Origin of the sequence: Kosakonia sp. H02, from assembly GCA_030704225.1 — a bacterium.
Taxonomy (GTDB): domain Bacteria; phylum Pseudomonadota; class Gammaproteobacteria; order Enterobacterales; family Enterobacteriaceae; genus Kosakonia.
In genome coordinates, this window is sequence record CP131915.1 from 2,799,890 (window position 1) to 2,816,199 (window position 16,310).

Genomic DNA, 16,310 nt, shown 5'->3' on the forward strand with positions numbered 1-16,310 from the left:
ATTATGCTTTGTTCATCATCAACTGGCGTAAAGCCGCAAAATCCGCAGGCAACGAGCGGGAGAGCAACGGCAGATCTGCGCGATCCGCCAGCTCTTTTGGCAGTGGCAGCGTTTCGCCCAAAATCTCTTCCACGCTCTCTTTAAACTTCGCCGGGTGCGCCGTGCCGAGGAACAGACCATATTCGCCCGGATGCAGTTGATCGCGCAGCGCACGGTAAGCAATAGCCGCATGCGGTTCGGAAACATACCCTTTGCCTTTTAGCTCGCGGATCGTCGCTTTCGTGGTTTCGTCGTCCACTGCGGCATAACCCAGCTCGTTCAGACGCCAGATTTTACGACGGAAGATTTCTTCGACGCGCGGCCAGTTATTCGGCTGGCTGACATCCATCGCATTCGACAGCGTGGCCTGAGTGGCTTTTGGTTTCCACTCGCCCTCTTTCAGAAAACGCGGCACGGTGTCGTTAGCGTTCGTCGCGGCGATAAAGCGTTTTACCGGCAGGCCGAGCGACTTCGCCAGCAGGCCGGCGGTCAAGTCACCGAAGTTACCGCTTGGCACCGAAACCACCAGTTGGTTGCGCGCTTCCTGCGGCAGTTGAGCGACGGCTTCGAAGTAGTAGCACACTTGCGCCAGCAGCCGGCTAATATTAATGGAGTTGGCCGAGTTCAGACCGAGCGCGGCTTTCAGTTCTTCATCATCAAAGGCCTGTTTTACCAGCGCCTGGCAGGCGTCAAAATCTGCGTCGATGGCCACGGTTTCGATATTGCCGCCCAGCGTGCAGAATAGTTTTTCCTGCAAGGGGCTGATTTTGCCCTGCGGGTAGAGGATCACCACACGGACGTTTTTCATGCCGTAAAACGCATGGGCCACCGCCGCACCGGTATCGCCAGATGTTGCCGTCAGGATAGTCACCGGTTTGTCGCCGCTGATGGCGCTCAGCATCTGCGCCATAAAGCGCCCGCCGAAGTCTTTAAACGCCAGTGTCGGCCCGTGGAACAGCTCCAGGCAGCCGATATCACTTTCAACCGACTGAACCGGGGCCGGGAAGGCAAAAGCCGCACGTACACGGGCTTCCAGCGCTTCTTGCGGGATCTCATCGCCAATAAAAGCCGCGAGGATCTTCGCACTGCGGGCGACGAAATCCTGATTCAGCATCGCGTCGATTTCGGTGAGGTTAAATTCCGGCAGATCGTGCGGGAAGAACAGCCCCTGATTTTTGCCAAGCCCTTGTGTTACGGCCTGCGCAAAGCTGACCTGCTCATTGTGATCTTTTAAGTTGTAGAGTTTCATTGGTTATCCCACTACGCGTGCGCCCGCCGTGTCCAGCCGGCAAATATGAACGAAGCCTTCCTGATTTTGCAGATAGTGTTTGCCGAGCCAGTCAGCGACCCGCTGCGCGGTATCCAGCTTGTCGCACAGGGCAAACAGCGTTGGCCCGGAACCGGAAATCCCGCAGGCCAGCGCGCCAATATCGGCCACCGCCTGACGCGCTTCACCGAAGCCCGGCAGCAATTTCATGCGATACGGTTCGGCAATCACATCTTTCATTAATTTCGCCGCCAGCGCGGGCTGGCGGGTATAACAGGCATGAATAAAACCTGCCAGATGACGCCCGTGCGCAATGCAGTCCTGGCGGCGATATTGCGCGGGTAAAATCGCGCGCGCTTCCGCCGTTGAGACTTTGATGCCCGGGTAGGCAAGCACCCACAGCCACTCATCAAAGCCTGGCACCTGCTGGCTGATAATGCCGCTTTCCCCGATCATCAATTGCATGCCGCCAAGGAAGCACGGCGCGACGTTATCGTAATGCACGCTGCCGGAAATACGCCCTTCCAGCTCGCCCATCAGCGCCAGCAACCGCGTATCGCCAAGCGGCTTGCCGCAGAACTCATTCATCGCCACCAGCGCAGCCACCACCGAACAGGCACTGGAGCCAAGGCCGGAGCCAATCGGCATGTTTTTTTCCAGCGTCATCGCCACCGGCACCTGTTTGCCAATCTCCTGGCAGAACAATTCCCAGCATTGATAAACAATATTTTCCCGCGGCTCTGTTGGCAATTTGCTGGCGAACCGACCAACGTTTTTCAGGCTGAAGCTCTCTGCGGCTTCCACCGAGACATTATCGCCGAGCAATGTGCCATCGACTGGCGTTACCGCCGCGCCGAGGACATCAAACCCTACGCTCATATTGGCGCTTGAAGCCGGAGCATACACTTTCACCATCTCAGACTCCTAACTTCCAGGACAGGGTACGCAGCAGGTCAGCAAACACGCCCGCTGCGGTTACGTCGTTACCCGCACCGTAACCGCGCAACACCAGCGGCAATGGCTGGTAATAATGGCTGTAAAACGCCAGCGCGTTCTCACCATTTTTTACTTTGAACAATGGATCATTGCCGTCTACTGCGGCGATCTTCACGCGACAGGTACCGTCATCTTCAATATTGCCGACGTAACGCAACACTTTGCCGTCATCACGAGCCTGCGCCACGCGGGAGGCAAACTCATCGTCGAGCGTAGGCAGACGCGCCATGAAACTATCAACATCACCGGAATCATCAAAACTTGCGGGCAGTACCGGTTCAATAACGATATCTGAGAGCTCCAGTTCACGACCGGTTTCACGTGCCAGAATCAGCAGTTTACGGGCAACGTCCATGCCGGAGAGATCGTCGCGTGGATCCGGCTCTGTGTACCCCATCTCACGCGCAACTTTCGTTGCTTCCGACAGGCTCATGCCCTCATCCAGCTTACCGAAAATAAACGATAAGGAGCCGGAAAGAATACCGGAGAAACGTTGTAACTCATCGCCTGCGTTAAGCAAGTTTTGCAGGTTCTCGATAACCGGCAGACCAGCGCCGACGTTGGTGTCATAGAGGAATTTACGGCGGGATTTCTCCGCAGCGCGACGCAGTTGATGGTAGTAATCCATCGACGAGGTGTTGGCTTTTTTGTTCGGCGTAACGACGTGGAAACCTTCGCGCAGGAAATCGGCGTACTGATCGGCCACCACCTGGCTGGAGGTGCAATCGACGATCACCGGGTTTAGCAAGTGATACTCTTTCACCAGACGAATCAGACGCCCTAAATTGAACGGTTCTTTTGCCTCTGCTAATTCCGTCTGCCAGTTATCCAGGTTCAGGCCATGCACGTTCGTCAGCAGCGCTCTGGAATTCGCCACTCCGCAAACGCGCAAATCGATATGCTTGTTCTTCAGCCACGCTTGCTGGCGCTTCAACTGCTCCAGCAATGCGCCGCCCACGCCGCCAACACCAATGACGAAAACTTCGATCACCTGGTCTGTGTTAAACAACATCTGGTGCGTCACGCGCACACCGGTGGTGGCATCGTCATTGCTGACCACGACAGAAATGGAACGTTCGGAGGAACCCTGGGCGATCGCCACGATATTGATATTGGCGCGGGCCAGCGCGGCAAAAAACTTCGCCGAGATACCGCGCAGCGTGCGCATGCCGTCGCCGACAACAGAGATGATTGCCAGACGCTCCATCACCGCCAGCGGCTCCAGCACCCCCTCTTTTAATTCGAGATAGAACTCCTCGCTCATGGCGCGCTGGGCACGGGCACAGTCGGACTGCGGCACACAGAAACTAATGCTGTATTCAGAAGAGGATTGGGTGATTAACACCACGGAAATTCCATTGCGTGACATGGCGGCGAAAACGCGGGCCGCCATGCCGATCATGCCTTTCATCCCCGGGCCTGAGACACTGAACATCGCCATATTATTCAGATTGGAAATGCCTTTTACCGGCAGGCCGTCTTCATCCGACGTCGCGCTAATTAGCGTGCCAGGTGCTTGCGGGTTTCCGGTGTTTTTGATGAGACAAGGAATTTGGAACTGAGCGATGGGGGTAATGGTGCGAGGATGAAGAACTTTAGCGCCGAAGTAGGAGAGCTCCATGGCTTCCTGATACGACATCGATTTCAGCAGCCTGGCGTCCGGTACCTGGCGCGGGTCACAGGTATAAACGCCGTCGACATCTGTCCAAATCTCACAACAGTCGGCGCGTAAACAGGCGGCAAGGACGGCAGCGGAATAGTCGGAACCATTGCGCCCGAGCACGACCAATTCACCTTTTTCATTACCGGCGGTGAAACCGGCCATCAATACCATATGATCCTGCGGAATACGGCTGGCTTCGATGCGGCGGGTGGATTCGGCGATATCGACCGTCGATTCCAGATAGTGGCCGATGGCAAGCAGTTTTTCGACCGGATCGATAACCGTCACTTTATGTCCGCGCGCTTCCAGCAGCCCCGCCATGATGGCAATAGATAACTTTTCACCACGGCAGATAAGCGCGGCGTTGATGCTGTCCGGGCATTGTCCCAGCAGGCTGATACCGTGCAGAACGTGTTTGATTTGTGCGAATTCAAGCTCAACAACGGTTTTTAATTGGGCGAGAGGAAAACCAGGCTGGGCATCAGCCAGGCCTTGCAGAAGCTCGGAGAAAATACGCTCGGCATCGCTGATATTGGGAATGGCATCCTGGCCGCCGATGGTTTTTTCAATCATCGCGACCAGATGGTTGGTAATTTTCGCTGGGGCAGAAAGTACGGTCGCTACCTGCCCCTGCCTGGCATTGCTTTCCAGAATGTCGGCAACGCGCAAAAAACGCTGCGCATTTGCCACTGATGTACCGCCGAACTTCAACACTCGCATGGTTTTACTCCTTGATTTTTGCTCGAAAAAAAAGCCCGCACTGTTCAGGTGCGGGCTTTTTTCTGTATTTCCTGTACGCGTCAGCCCGCACCATTACTTGTGGTAATGGTGGTGGTTGTAATCGTGGTAATGATGCTGATGCGTGTCATGGATGTTGTGTGCTCTGTATTATTATCTGTCTGTGCTGTATGCCTATATTGGTTAAAGTATCTGCCTGGCTAAGTCAATTTATTTTTCATTTCTGCTCTTTTTGTTTAATTCTCATCTGAGCTAAAAGAGGCGTGACATACAACCTGATCCGGATCATTAACATTACCAATCACAGCACGTTTGACTATCAATTAATCTTATCGCAGAGATTTACTCGACGAGTTTTTTTTCAATATCATGTAGCAAACGATGCAACATTGCCGTGTCGCGTTGCTCCAGCAAGCCCAGACGCTGATCTAACCAGTCGGCCATTTTGACATCATCCGCCACGCCTAATTTTTTCAGTAATTCACCTGCCCGCAAACGCAGTGCGCGCAGTTGGTTATCATCGACCTGCGTGACGTCTTTAGGTGCATTTTGCATTAAAGAGGCTAATTGATAGCAGAAAACCATTACCGCCTGACCCAAATTGAGCGAAGGATAATCCGCTGCCATCGGCACGCCGGTTAAAATATCGGCCAGCGCCAGTTCTTCATTGGTCAGGCCGGAGTCTTCGCGGCCAAACACCAGCGCCGCGCCACTCAGCCACGCACTTTTCTCTTGCAGCAGCGGCACCAATTGCGCGGGGGTTGCGTAGTAGTGGAATTTCGCCCGGCTGCGTGCGGTGGTCGCAATAGTAAAAGGGATATCGGCCAGCGCATCGGCAAGGGTTAAAAAAGTTTTGGCATTATCAAGAATATCGCCAGAGCCGTGCGCCACACGCCGTGCGCCTTCTTGCAAATGCGCGTCGCTATCGACAATGCGTAAATCATGAAAACCCATCGTTTTCATGGCTCGTGCGGCCGCGCCGACATTTTCCGCTCTTGCGGGGGAAACAAGGACAACTGCCAGTTGCATCTTAATCTTCTCTATTTCACTGCTCCGCAGAAAATGTGACTGACATCAACATACTACGCGGTGCGAATTTACAATTATGTAACATGAATCACTGATTTTACCCTCGAATACGCTTAAAAAAAGCTAAACTGTTTATCAGTGATATTACCTGCTAAGATGTTAACAAAAGGCGCTTATCCCTCTGTTTATTCATGGCATTTTAATACAGAATTTTCTTTATGTATTGGATTCATCCTTTTTATCAATTAGGGCGCGCAACTAATTGGTTTATTGAAAAATTGTAAGAAAAGCTAGCAGTTGGCTATCAGGATTTCGCCAAACTGTTAACGTGCTACAATTGAACTTGATATATGTCAACGAAGCGTAGTTTTATTGGGTGTCATTTACGTCTTAGCCTGTTATGTTGCTGTTAAAATGGTTAGGATGACAGCCGTTTTTGACACTGTCGGGTTCAGAGGGAAAGTGCCCACGACCAAGCTAATGATGTTGTTGACGTTGATGGAACGTGCATCAAGAACGCAATTACGTACTTTAGTCATGTTATGCCGTCATGTTAATTTTCGACATGCACCAGGCTGGTCAGGGACTTTTGTACTTCCTGTTTCGATTTAGTTGGCAATTTAGGTAGCAAACATGCAGACCCCGCACATTCTTATTGTTGAAGACGAGTTGGTAACACGCAACACGTTAAAAAGCATTTTCGAAGCAGAAGGCTACGATGTCTTTGAAGCGACTGATGGCGCTGAAATGCATCAGATCCTTTCTGAAAATGATGTCAACCTGGTGATCATGGATATCAACCTGCCGGGTAAAAACGGTTTATTACTGGCGCGGGAATTACGCGAACAGGCGAATGTCGCGCTAATGTTCCTGACTGGCCGTGATAATGAAGTTGATAAGATTCTGGGCCTCGAAATTGGCGCTGACGACTATATTACCAAACCGTTTAACCCGCGCGAGCTGACTATTCGCGCGCGTAACTTGCTGTCCCGTACCATGAATCTGGGTACCGTCAGCGAAGAACGCCGCAGCGTTGATAGCTACAAATTCAACGGCTGGGAACTGGACATCAATAGTCGTTCGTTGATTAGTCCGAACGGCGAGCAATATAAACTGCCGCGCAGTGAATTCCGCGCAATGCTGCATTTCTGCGAAAACCCAGGCAAAATTCAGTCTCGTGCAGAGTTGCTGAAAAAAATGACCGGGCGCGAACTGAAGCCGCATGACCGTACTGTGGACGTCACCATCCGTCGTATTCGTAAGCATTTTGAATCCACACCGGATACGCCAGAAATTATCGCCACCATTCACGGTGAAGGTTATCGCTTCTGCGGCGATCTCCAGGAATAAGCGAATCCAGACGAAAAGCGGCGCTCAGCGCCGCTTTTTTATTGCCCATCTCTCCCGATTTCAGAAGAAATAAATTACTTACCCCAGGGGATAATCGGCACCGCGCTCAGGGCGTTTTTCGGCGAACCCTCAACCACTTTGTCGGAATAGGCTAAATAGGCCAGCGTGTTACGTTTCGCGTCATAAAATCGCACGACTTGCAGTTTCTTGAACACCAGCGACGTGCGTTTCTGAAACACAACATCCCCCTGCGCTTTCCCGTTCTTGATCTTATCGCTCAGTTCTACCGGCCCCACCTGCTGGCAGGAAATTGCTGCGTCAGACGTATCCTCTGCTAAGCCCAGCCCGCCTTTGATACCACCGGTTTTTGCACGGCTGATATAACAGGTAACATTCTTCACATCGGGGTCATCAAAAGCCTCAACAACGATTTTGTGATCCGGTCCGAAAATTTTAAATACGGTATCGACCGAGCCTATCTGTTCCGCCTGCGCAGAACCCAGCGTGGCGAAAACCAGCGCAGAAAGGATTAACTTTGTATATTTCATATTGTTACCATTTTTGAATATTACGTTATGCAACTATTCACTTTTTAAATGAGAAACTGTTTGCAGATCACCGATTTACAAAATTCATGATGAAAATCAGGCACAATGCACACTTATGCACAAAAAAAACACTGCATGCTAAAGCCCTAAAAAACCGCTATTATCCCTCTCCTGGTATCAGGCGTTCATCGCTGCCGTTTTAAGGAAGAGGATATTGTATGGATCAGGCTGGGATCATTCGCGACTTACTTGCCTGGCTGGAAAGCCATCTTGATCAGCCGCTGTCGTTAGATAATGTGGCGGCGAAAGCGGGCTATTCCAAGTGGCATCTGCAACGGATGTTTAAGGACGTAACAGGCCACGCCATCGGCGCTTATATCCGTGCCCGTCGCTTGTCAAAATCCGCCGTTGCGCTGCGTCTTACCGCCCGTCCCATTCTGGATATTGCTCTACAGTATCGCTTCGATTCGCAACAAACCTTCACCCGCGCGTTCAAAAAACAGTTCGCTGTCACACCGGCACTTTATCGCCGTTCGCCGGACTGGAGCTCCTTCGGTATTCGCCCGCCGCTGCGGCTGGGTGAGTTTAGGCTACCGAAGCATGAATTTGTCTCGCTGCCGCCGATGCGGCTTATCGGCACGACGCAAAGTTATACCTGCTCTTTGGAAGAAATTTCTGATTTCCGCAATCAGATGCGCATTCAGTTCTGGCGTGAATTTTTAAGCAATGCGCCGACCATTCCGGCTGAGATGTACGGCTTGCACGAGCCGCGTCCGAGCCTGGAAAAAGATGATGAACAGGAAGTGTTTTACACCACTGCGCTGACACCAGAGCTGGCGAATGGCTATTTAAGCAACTCACAGCCAGTAATGCTTGAAGGCGGAGATTATGTTGCATTCTCCTACGACGGGTCGCCGGATGGGCTGCAAGAATTTATCCTGACCGTTTACGGCACCTGCATGCCCATGCTTGAACTGACGCGTCGTAAAGGCCAGGACATCGAGCACTTCTACCCGCAGCGTAACGCTGTAAACGATCGCGAACCGCCATTGCATATCCGCTGCGAGTATCTGATTCCTATCCGCCGCTAACGCTGCAACTCATCCAGCGCGGGAGCGTCAAGATGTGAAACGTCTCCTGCGGTTTCCACTACCCAGCCAGAAGCCAGCCATGGGCTGTGCTGATAATCAATGCGGGAAATGGAACAGTTACGCAGGCGCAGGCGGCGCTCTGCATAAGCGGGAAGACCAAGAATAGTGCTCACCAGGCAGCCCAGCGCCATGCCGTGGCTGACCAGCATCGGGCGGCTACCTTCTGGCAATTGCAGGCAGCTTGCCAGCGCCGCATGCATCCGGTCGCTTAACTCCTGCATCGATTCGCCATCGGGAATGCGGCCGTTGTCAGTACCATTCACCAACTGGCGACGCCAGCCCTCTTCTTCTTCAGTCAGGGAATCAATATGGCGGCGCTCCAGCACGCCCATGTCCAGCTCGCGCAGGCGCGGCTCAAGCATAATATCGCAGCCACATACGTCAGCGATGATCTCCGCTGTCCGCCGGGTACGCCCCAAATCACTGGCGATGATATGGGTGATGCCCAGTGCTTTCGCGCGGTCAGCGACCTGCCTGGCCTGCCTCTCTCCTTTGTCGGTTAACGGACTGTCTGACTGGCCTTGAATACGACGCTCGGCGTTCCACTGCGTTTCACCGTGGCGAACAAGGTATACCTGTAACATGCTTTTTTATCCATTATACTGCGATGAATTTATTATCTGAGGAAGGTCTCTGTCCGGGATCGACAACGCGTCTCATGCCGGACATGCCGTTATTGATTATGCACCATGTTGTCTCAGCTACCACAAATCCCGCCAAAATTCGGGCGATTCTGCACGCTTTTAACCAGATCTTCGGTGAAGGATCCTGCCATATTGACGCCGTTGCCGTCGAGAGTGGCGTACCGGAACAGCCGTTTGGCAGTGAGGAAACGCGGGCTGGCGCACGAAATCGTGTTAATAATGCCCGCAAAGAAAGGCCCAATGCCGATTTTTGGGTCGCTATCGAAGCGGGGATCGACGAAGGCAGCACCTTCAGTTGGGTAGTGATTGAGAGCAATCAGCTAAAAGGCGAAGCCCGTTCAGCAACGCTGCCGCTACCGGAAGTGATTTTGCAAAAAGTTCGCGCCGGAGAAGCGCTCGGCCCGGTGATGTCACGCTATACCGGCATTGACGAGATCGGCCGCAAAGAGGGCGCGATTGGCGTCTTCACCGCCGGGAAGCTGACGCGCGAAAGTGTTTACCACCAGGCCGTCATCCTGGCGCTAAGCCCTTTCCACAACGCCATTTACCGCTGATCGTTCAGTAGCGTTTGCTCCAGCCACAAGCGCAAATCCGCAGGCGCGGCTTTCAGGCTGTTTGATCCCCGCGTGATGGTGGCGATGCCAGCACCGAGCTCATTTTTCAGCTCACGCTGGCTCATTTCACCGCGCAGAAGCTCTTCAATAATCCGCACTCGTGTCCCCAGCGCTTCACGCTCATCCGGCGTAAGCATCAGGTTAAGCAACGGTATATGCAGATCTTTTTCGTAAGATTGCCTGACCAGCTCAACAAAGCGTTGCCACTCCTGTTGGCGCTGTTCGGCCATCGCTGCTGAATAAGGGGATTGCTGAGTCATAGTTTGCCGCCGTTTTGTGGGTTTCTGAGCTGCGTACTCATTCACGAGTACGCAGCATAGCATAAACCACATTAATCAGTAACGGCGCTGCCATTCAGCATTATTAAGCACGGTCGGTTTTTCACCGTTCAGGAAATAACGATAGTAGGCATCATACGCCAGCACGTTTTTCACATAGCCGCGCGTTTCCGAGAAGGGAATGCTCTCGATAAACGCCACCGCATCGAGCTTACCGGCGCTGTTATTCAGCCAGGTTCGCACCCTTCCCGGCCCGGCGTTATAGGCCGCCGATGAGAAAATACGGTTATTACCAAACTGCTGATAAACATATTGCAGGTAGCTGGTGCCGATAGTGATATTCGTTTCCGGGTCAAAAAGCTGGCTGGCGTTGCTATAGCCCGGAATGCCGAACATCTTCACCGTATGCGTGGCGGTCGCCGGCATAATTTGCATCAGGCCGCTCGCACCAACCGGCGATCGCGCCGTCGGGTTCCATGCGCTCTCCTGGCGGGAGATAGCCATCGCATAACTCTGCGAAATGTCTTTCCCATTGGTATAACGCGCATAAAGATCCCGATACGCTGGAGGGAAACGCTCTTCCAGTTGATCCCACAGCTTCCCGGTGATAGTCGCCTGCACACTTAAATCCCACCACTGCTGCTCAAAGGCATAACGCGCCAGTTGCGCCTGCTGCTGTTGGCTGCGGCTGGTCACCAGATTTGCCCATTCGCTACGCGCGGTGTTATCCATTTTCCAGTACATCAACTCGCGCACGCGGGCCATTTCGGCTCCCTGCACCAGCGCCGGATCGACGGTGCCGGAGGCTTTATCAATCTGCAATTGATAATCTTCCCCCAGACGTTGCGCAGCAGCCATCGGGTAGAAGCCTCGCTGCTGCATTAACGCATGCAGAATCTCTTTCGCTTCGTTTTCACGACCACGCTCCAGCAGCAAATCAGCCTGCCAGTAGCGCCATTCATCTTTATCTTTCGCCTCCATCGGCAAACGGGAAAGCCAGGTATTCAGACCACGGCGATCGCCCGTACCGATGGCCATACGCACACGCCGCTCGAGCAGCGAAACAGATTGCGTACGCATGATGGCATCGTCGCGCCAGCGCGCCTGTTCACTGGTCACGTCGTTGCCCATCAAGCGCCACGCAACGGTATCGCGCAGTTGCTGGGTTTGATCTTCATTGAGCTTCTGCGCTTGCGCCAGTGACGGGATCATCAGCCGGGCATTTTCCACATCCTGACGCGCCACACTTTCAAAGGCTTCTGCCGCCATCTGGCGCGTAAAATCCGTTGCGCCGGTTGTCGTGGCAAAGGTCATCACGCTCATCGGATTGTTGGCGAGCGTGATGATTGCCGAGGAGATGGTCTGGTAATCCGCTGGCATTTGCCCGGCCAGCAGTGTCACCAGGCGGGTGTTGCCCGCTTTCATCGCCAGACGGATGCGTTCGAGATACGCCAGTGGATCTTGCTGGCCCGAAGCGCGCCATGCGCCAAACAGTTGATCGCAGGCATTCGGCTGGCTTTTACCACTCAGCCAGAGCTCTTTTGCCCCGGCCCAGGCTTCATCAGCCTGTCCGGTGTTCCATTTCGCGAAGTAATAATTGCACTGCGCTTCCGTAGTGGTGGGTTTGTCCGGGCTGAACGCCAGCAGGCCGCGCCAGTCCTGACGCCGCGCCAGCTCGTTTACAAAGCGGGTTTTCAGCGTACGCGCAGCGGGCAACGTCGGGTATTGCTGCACAAATTGGGTGACGGTTATCGCGGGTTGATTCATCAAATCGTCATTGATCTGACGATATTGCAGGTACGGGTAAAGCGGATAGTTTTGCAACGTAGGCAGCAGTTGCTGCACAACATCCATCTGTTTGTTATCCCACGCATTTTTGATTTGCGCATAGCGGGTACGTTGTTCATCCAGTGAATCTGCTCGCGCCGCATTGCTGAGGGACAGCAAACAAACGCAGGCCGCTGCAAACCGCCAGGCGGCATGTTTAGCTCTCTGCACAGCTCTTTCCTCTTATTTGTCACGTTATTACAGCATCATGCCGCATACTGCGTTAATGCTAACCGGGCATCCCGTAACGCGCCACGTTGTGCACACTTTTTTACCATTCTGGCGTGATTTAACACTGTGAGCGTGGCTGGCTGGGATTAGCCCGCGAAAACGGCTACACTCCGCTGTTAAATACAATGCTCAAACCAAGAGGCGAAGTCCAACGTGGCTCAATTCGTATATACCATGCACCGTGTCGGCAAAGTTGTCCCGCCGAAACGTCATATTCTGAAAAATATCTCCCTCAGCTTCTTCCCTGGCGCAAAAATCGGCGTGCTCGGCCTTAACGGTGCCGGTAAGTCAACTCTGCTGCGCATCATGGCCGGTATTGATACCGACATCGAAGGGGAAGCGCGCGCGCAACCGGGTATCAAGATCGGTTACCTGCCGCAGGAACCGCAGCTCAACCCTGAGCAGACGGTTCGTGAATCCGTTGAAGAAGCCCTTTCTGAAGTGGTAAACGCGCTGAAACGTCTGGATGAAGTCTACGCGCTGTATGCCGATCCCGACGCGGATTTCGACAAACTCGCCGCTGAACAGGGCAAGCTGGAAGAGATTATCCAGGCGCACGACGGCCATAACCTGAACGTGCAGCTTGAGCGTGCAGCCGATGCGCTGCGCCTGCCGGACTGGGATGCGAAAATCGCCACTCTCTCCGGGGGCGAACGCCGCCGTGTCGCGCTGTGCCGTCTGCTGCTGGAAAAGCCGGACATGCTGCTGCTCGACGAACCGACCAACCACCTGGACGCCGAATCGGTCGCCTGGCTGGAACGCTTCCTGCACGACTTCGAAGGAACCGTTGTGGCAATTACCCATGACCGTTACTTCCTCGATAATGTTGCGGGCTGGATCCTCGAACTCGACCGCGGCGAAGGCATTCCGTGGGAAGGCAACTACTCTTCCTGGCTGGAGCAGAAAGATCAACGCCTGGCGCAGGAAGCGTCTCAGGAAGCGGCCCGCCGTAAATCCATCGAGAAAGAACTCGAATGGGTACGCCAGGGCGCTAAAGGCCGTCAATCCAAGGGCAAAGCCCGTCTGGCGCGCTTTGAAGAACTCAACAGCACCGAATACCAGAAACGTAACGAAACCAACGAACTGTTTATTCCACCGGGACCGCGCCTGGGCGACAAAGTGGTGGAAGTCAGCAGCATCAGTAAGTCTTACGGCGATCGCCAGCTGATCGAGAACCTCTCTTTCTCCGTACCGAAAGGGGCGATTGTCGGCATCATCGGCCCGAACGGCGCGGGTAAATCAACGCTGTTCCGCATGATGTCCGGTCAGGAACAGCCAGATGCTGGTACCATCACGCTGGGTGAAACAGTGAAACTGGCCTCCGTTGATCAGTTCCGCGACGCAATGGACAACAGCAAAACCGTGTGGGAAGAAGTTTCCGGCGGGCTGGATATCATGCGTATCGGCAACACAGAAATGCCAAGCCGCGCCTACGTTGGCCGCTTTAACTTTAAAGGGACCGATCAGGGCAAACGCGTGGGCGAACTCTCAGGTGGTGAGCGCGGTCGACTGCATCTGGCGAAGCTGTTGCAGGTTGGCGGCAATATGTTACTGCTCGATGAACCAACCAACGACCTGGATATCGAAACCCTGCGCGCGCTGGAAAACGCCCTGCTGGAATTCCCGGGCTGCGCAATGGTCATCTCGCATGACCGCTGGTTCCTTGACCGTATTGCCACCCACATTCTGGACTACCAGGACGAAGGCAAAGTGGAGTTCTTCGAAGGTAACTTTACCGAATACGAAGAGTACAAAAAACGCACGCTGGGCGCAGATGCGCTGGAGCCGAAGCGTATGAAGTACAAACGTATCACCAAGTAAAACATCAAAGCGGATGGGGCAACCCATTCGCTTTACCCTCCCCTCTCCGCAAACACTCAGTGAATTCCGCTCCTTACCCCCGCTAAAAAAGCGTTTTAGTTTGTATGTTATCTCCAGTGGATAAACAGACACCGTCATATTCGTCGTGGAAATAATATAAAAACAAACATCCTCACAAAGACAAATTTTTGACATAAAAATCTACTACAACCAAAAACAAAGCATGATTTTTTTAGCCTTTGCAAAATAAGCCTGATATTGAATAACGCTACGCCCAACCGTTACCATTCATCTCCCACGCGAGCAGAGCAATGAATGGACAGAGATCATGTATATCATCACGGAGGATCGATTCCTGAAGTGCGGATTAGAGGCGCTAATTGAGCAGCAAGATATTGAACTGGATGACAATGATGTCATTTTAGATTTCGATAACAATTTTATTATTATTACGACGTTATCAATCCTGAAAGAGATAATTACCAGCGACGCGCCGTTCGAGCGTTTTTTATTGCACTCGTTTTTCAAAATAAAAAAAGAGATGACATTAAAAGAGTTGCGGCTCAGGTTGAAATATAAATCATGGCGACATCGTAAGTCTGGCGAATATGCATTGCCGTTGACACGAAAAGAGCGAGCGCTGCTCACTTATGCCATTAACACCGGTAGCCAGAAAGATATTTTTAGCCGCGGCGAACTGGACAGTAAAACCTTAAGCACGCACAAATATAATATGCTACGCAAAATCAATTTGCAGTCTATTGCGACACTCGCTCAGGTTCACCTGCGCTGGAAAAGTTTTCCCCATCAGCTCGAATTCACCGGTTGCTGGCCGGACAGCGCTGGCGCATATCCAGCCAGAGAGCCAGGTCTATGGCCCTATCAACTGTTTCACCAGCTCAACACAGTGTAAAAAGCGCGAATCGTAATCCGCTTCTTCAACGTGAACATACTCAATATTATTTTCTTGCAGCATCGACACCAGTAAATCCTGGAATTCTTTGCGATCGACCGAACTGCCCAGGCTGCGTAAACCGTCATTGATCCACGGGGTATTGTTTTCCAGCAAAATCACCAGGTCGAAGCGATACTCATCAATCAATGCCTGCACAAACGGATGTTCCCGCCCTTCGTATTTCTTACAAAATGCCTGGGTGGTAACAAAATCCGTATCAATAAAGGCAATTTTATTGGCGTATTTCACCGCGAAGTCAATATATTGCGCATGACCGAGAGCAATCTTATCGTAGTCGGAATATTGCAGCGCCATCTCATCGCCACCGAGATGAGAAAAAACGTAATCCCGACCATATTCCCATGCGCTGGTGGTATTAAATATATTGGCGAGCTTATTCACCAGGGTGGATTTACCACTGGATTCACCGCCGAGGACTGCCACCGTGCGCACGAAAAAGGGTTTCACTTCGGTGGGAATATATTCCCAGTAGCGAAACGGGTTCGCGCGAATTTGCGACCCGCTAATATTCATAAACGTCCGCTTCGGATCCACCAGCACCGCTTCAATGCCGAGATGCTGCAAATATTGCGGCGCATCGGCCTCTTCCGAGGTGTAAATCCAGTTGGGCGTAATGCCCTTTTCGGTCATAAACGCTTTGATGCCTTCACTCCACACATCCCAGCCGTGCGGGTAGGGCTCCATGCCCTCTTCGTTAAAGGCATGAATACGAATGTTTTTCTGGTATTTAAACGTCTGCAACAGCCAGCGCAGACGATCGCTGACCGTTGGCTGCTGCGACATGGCGCTGTCTTCAAACAGCTCGCGGTCGCGCGTTTCATCATAGCCAAGAATGATATGCAGCTCGTCAACCTGGCTACAGGCCCGCTGGATCAGATAGATATGACCGGTATGCAACGGGTAAAACTTGCCAAACACCACGCCAATATTTTTCTCACGACGGGGAAACTCAAGGTCGAGGAAGCGGTGCAGCGCCTCCAGCTTTTGCGCGCTGGGGCTTTTAATTTTGGCATTCAACAGCTGGCTCAGATAGCCTTTGGTCATGCCGCTGGCATCCGCGACCTGCTGCAACGTACAGCCCTTCTGACGAATGGCGGTTTTTAAGTAGTCAAATGACGACATGCATGCCTCCTGCAAA

At 52.7% G+C, this 16,310-nt stretch carries 15 protein-coding genes and 1 other annotated feature; of the genes, 5 read left to right on the forward strand and 10 right to left on the reverse strand.

The features are described 5' to 3' along the window. Position 1 precedes the first annotated feature (1 nt). The 5 genes from thrC to yjjY all read right to left on the reverse strand — a co-directional run bounded on the left by thrC (position 2) and on the right by yjjY (position 6,271). Entirely contained in the window at positions 2-1,288 is a 1,287-nt protein-coding gene (thrC, locus tag Q5705_13095; protein ID WLI75536.1) for a threonine synthase, read from the reverse strand. Between the two features lie 3 nt (positions 1,289-1,291). Continuing rightward, positions 1,292-2,221, reverse strand: a complete 930-nt coding sequence (gene thrB / locus Q5705_13100) for a homoserine kinase (protein WLI75537.1) — start codon at positions 2,219-2,221, stop codon at positions 1,292-1,294. Between the two features lies 1 nt (position 2,222). Continuing rightward, positions 2,223-4,685: a bifunctional aspartate kinase/homoserine dehydrogenase I gene (gene thrA, locus Q5705_13105; GenBank protein ID WLI75538.1), complete on the reverse strand. Its 2,463-nt coding sequence runs from the start codon at positions 4,683-4,685 to the stop codon at positions 2,223-2,225. Positions 4,686-4,709: 24 nt separating this feature from the next. Beyond that, positions 4,710-4,827: a sequence feature (Thr leader region), on the reverse strand. Positions 4,828-5,045: 218 nt separating this feature from the next. Further along, a complete protein-coding gene (locus Q5705_13110; GenBank protein WLI75539.1) occupies positions 5,046-5,732 on the reverse strand; it encodes a tRNA/rRNA methyltransferase in 687 nt (228 codons plus the stop codon). Positions 5,733-6,130: 398 nt separating this feature from the next. After that, the gene (gene yjjY, locus Q5705_13115) at positions 6,131-6,271 is read right to left on the reverse strand and encodes a protein YjjY (GenBank protein WLI75540.1); all 141 of its coding nucleotides are present in this window, start codon (positions 6,269-6,271) and stop codon (positions 6,131-6,133) included. 94 nt (positions 6,272-6,365) lie between these two features. On the opposite strand from yjjY, the gene arcA reads away from it, so the two are divergent. Next, complete coding sequence (gene arcA / locus Q5705_13120; protein ID WLI75541.1) at positions 6,366-7,082, forward strand: two-component system response regulator ArcA; 717 nt, start codon at positions 6,366-6,368, stop codon at positions 7,080-7,082. A 74-nt stretch (positions 7,083-7,156) separates the two neighbouring features. Here arcA and creA read toward each other — a convergent pair whose 3' ends face one another. Then, positions 7,157-7,630, reverse strand: a complete 474-nt coding sequence (gene creA, locus Q5705_13125) for a protein CreA (GenBank protein ID WLI75542.1) — start codon at positions 7,628-7,630, stop codon at positions 7,157-7,159. Between the two features lie 218 nt (positions 7,631-7,848). Between creA and robA the strand changes: the two genes are divergently transcribed. Next, entirely contained in the window at positions 7,849-8,721 is an 873-nt protein-coding gene (gene robA / locus Q5705_13130) for an MDR efflux pump AcrAB transcriptional activator RobA (protein ID WLI75543.1), read from the forward strand. Here the strand turns inward: robA and gpmB are convergent. Next, on the reverse strand, positions 8,718-9,365 hold the full coding sequence (gene gpmB / locus Q5705_13135) for a 2,3-diphosphoglycerate-dependent phosphoglycerate mutase GpmB (protein WLI75544.1): 648 nt from the start codon (positions 9,363-9,365) through the stop codon (positions 8,718-8,720). The genes robA and gpmB overlap by 4 nt on opposite strands. Positions 9,366-9,463: 98 nt before the next feature. Here gpmB and yjjX point away from each other — a divergent pair, with 98 nt between their 5' ends. Then, on the forward strand, positions 9,464-9,979 hold the full coding sequence (yjjX, locus tag Q5705_13140) for an inosine/xanthosine triphosphatase (GenBank protein WLI79026.1): 516 nt from the start codon (positions 9,464-9,466) through the stop codon (positions 9,977-9,979). On the opposite strand, the gene trpR is transcribed toward yjjX, so the two are convergent. Further along, positions 9,970-10,299: a trp operon repressor gene (trpR, locus tag Q5705_13145; GenBank protein WLI75545.1), complete on the reverse strand. Its 330-nt coding sequence runs from the start codon at positions 10,297-10,299 to the stop codon at positions 9,970-9,972. The two genes, yjjX and trpR, sit on opposite strands and share 10 nt — an antisense overlap. 75 nt (positions 10,300-10,374) lie before the next feature. Further along, complete coding sequence (gene sltY, locus Q5705_13150; protein ID WLI75546.1) at positions 10,375-12,315, reverse strand: murein transglycosylase; 1,941 nt, start codon at positions 12,313-12,315, stop codon at positions 10,375-10,377. Between the two features lie 213 nt (positions 12,316-12,528). On the opposite strand from sltY, the gene ettA reads away from it, so the two are divergent. Both ettA and Q5705_13160 read left to right on the forward strand, forming a co-directional pair. Next, on the forward strand, positions 12,529-14,196 hold the full coding sequence (ettA, locus tag Q5705_13155; GenBank protein WLI75547.1) for an energy-dependent translational throttle protein EttA: 1,668 nt from the start codon (positions 12,529-12,531) through the stop codon (positions 14,194-14,196). 328 nt (positions 14,197-14,524) lie between these two features. After that, positions 14,525-15,109, forward strand: a complete 585-nt coding sequence (locus Q5705_13160; GenBank protein WLI75548.1) for a LuxR C-terminal-related transcriptional regulator — start codon at positions 14,525-14,527, stop codon at positions 15,107-15,109. Here Q5705_13160 and nadR read toward each other — a convergent pair. Next, a complete protein-coding gene (gene nadR, locus Q5705_13165) occupies positions 15,068-16,294 on the reverse strand; it encodes a multifunctional transcriptional regulator/nicotinamide-nucleotide adenylyltransferase/ribosylnicotinamide kinase NadR (protein ID WLI75549.1) in 1,227 nt (408 codons plus the stop codon). The two genes, Q5705_13160 and nadR, sit on opposite strands and share 42 nt — an antisense overlap. Between the last annotated feature and the right edge of the window lie 16 nt (positions 16,295-16,310).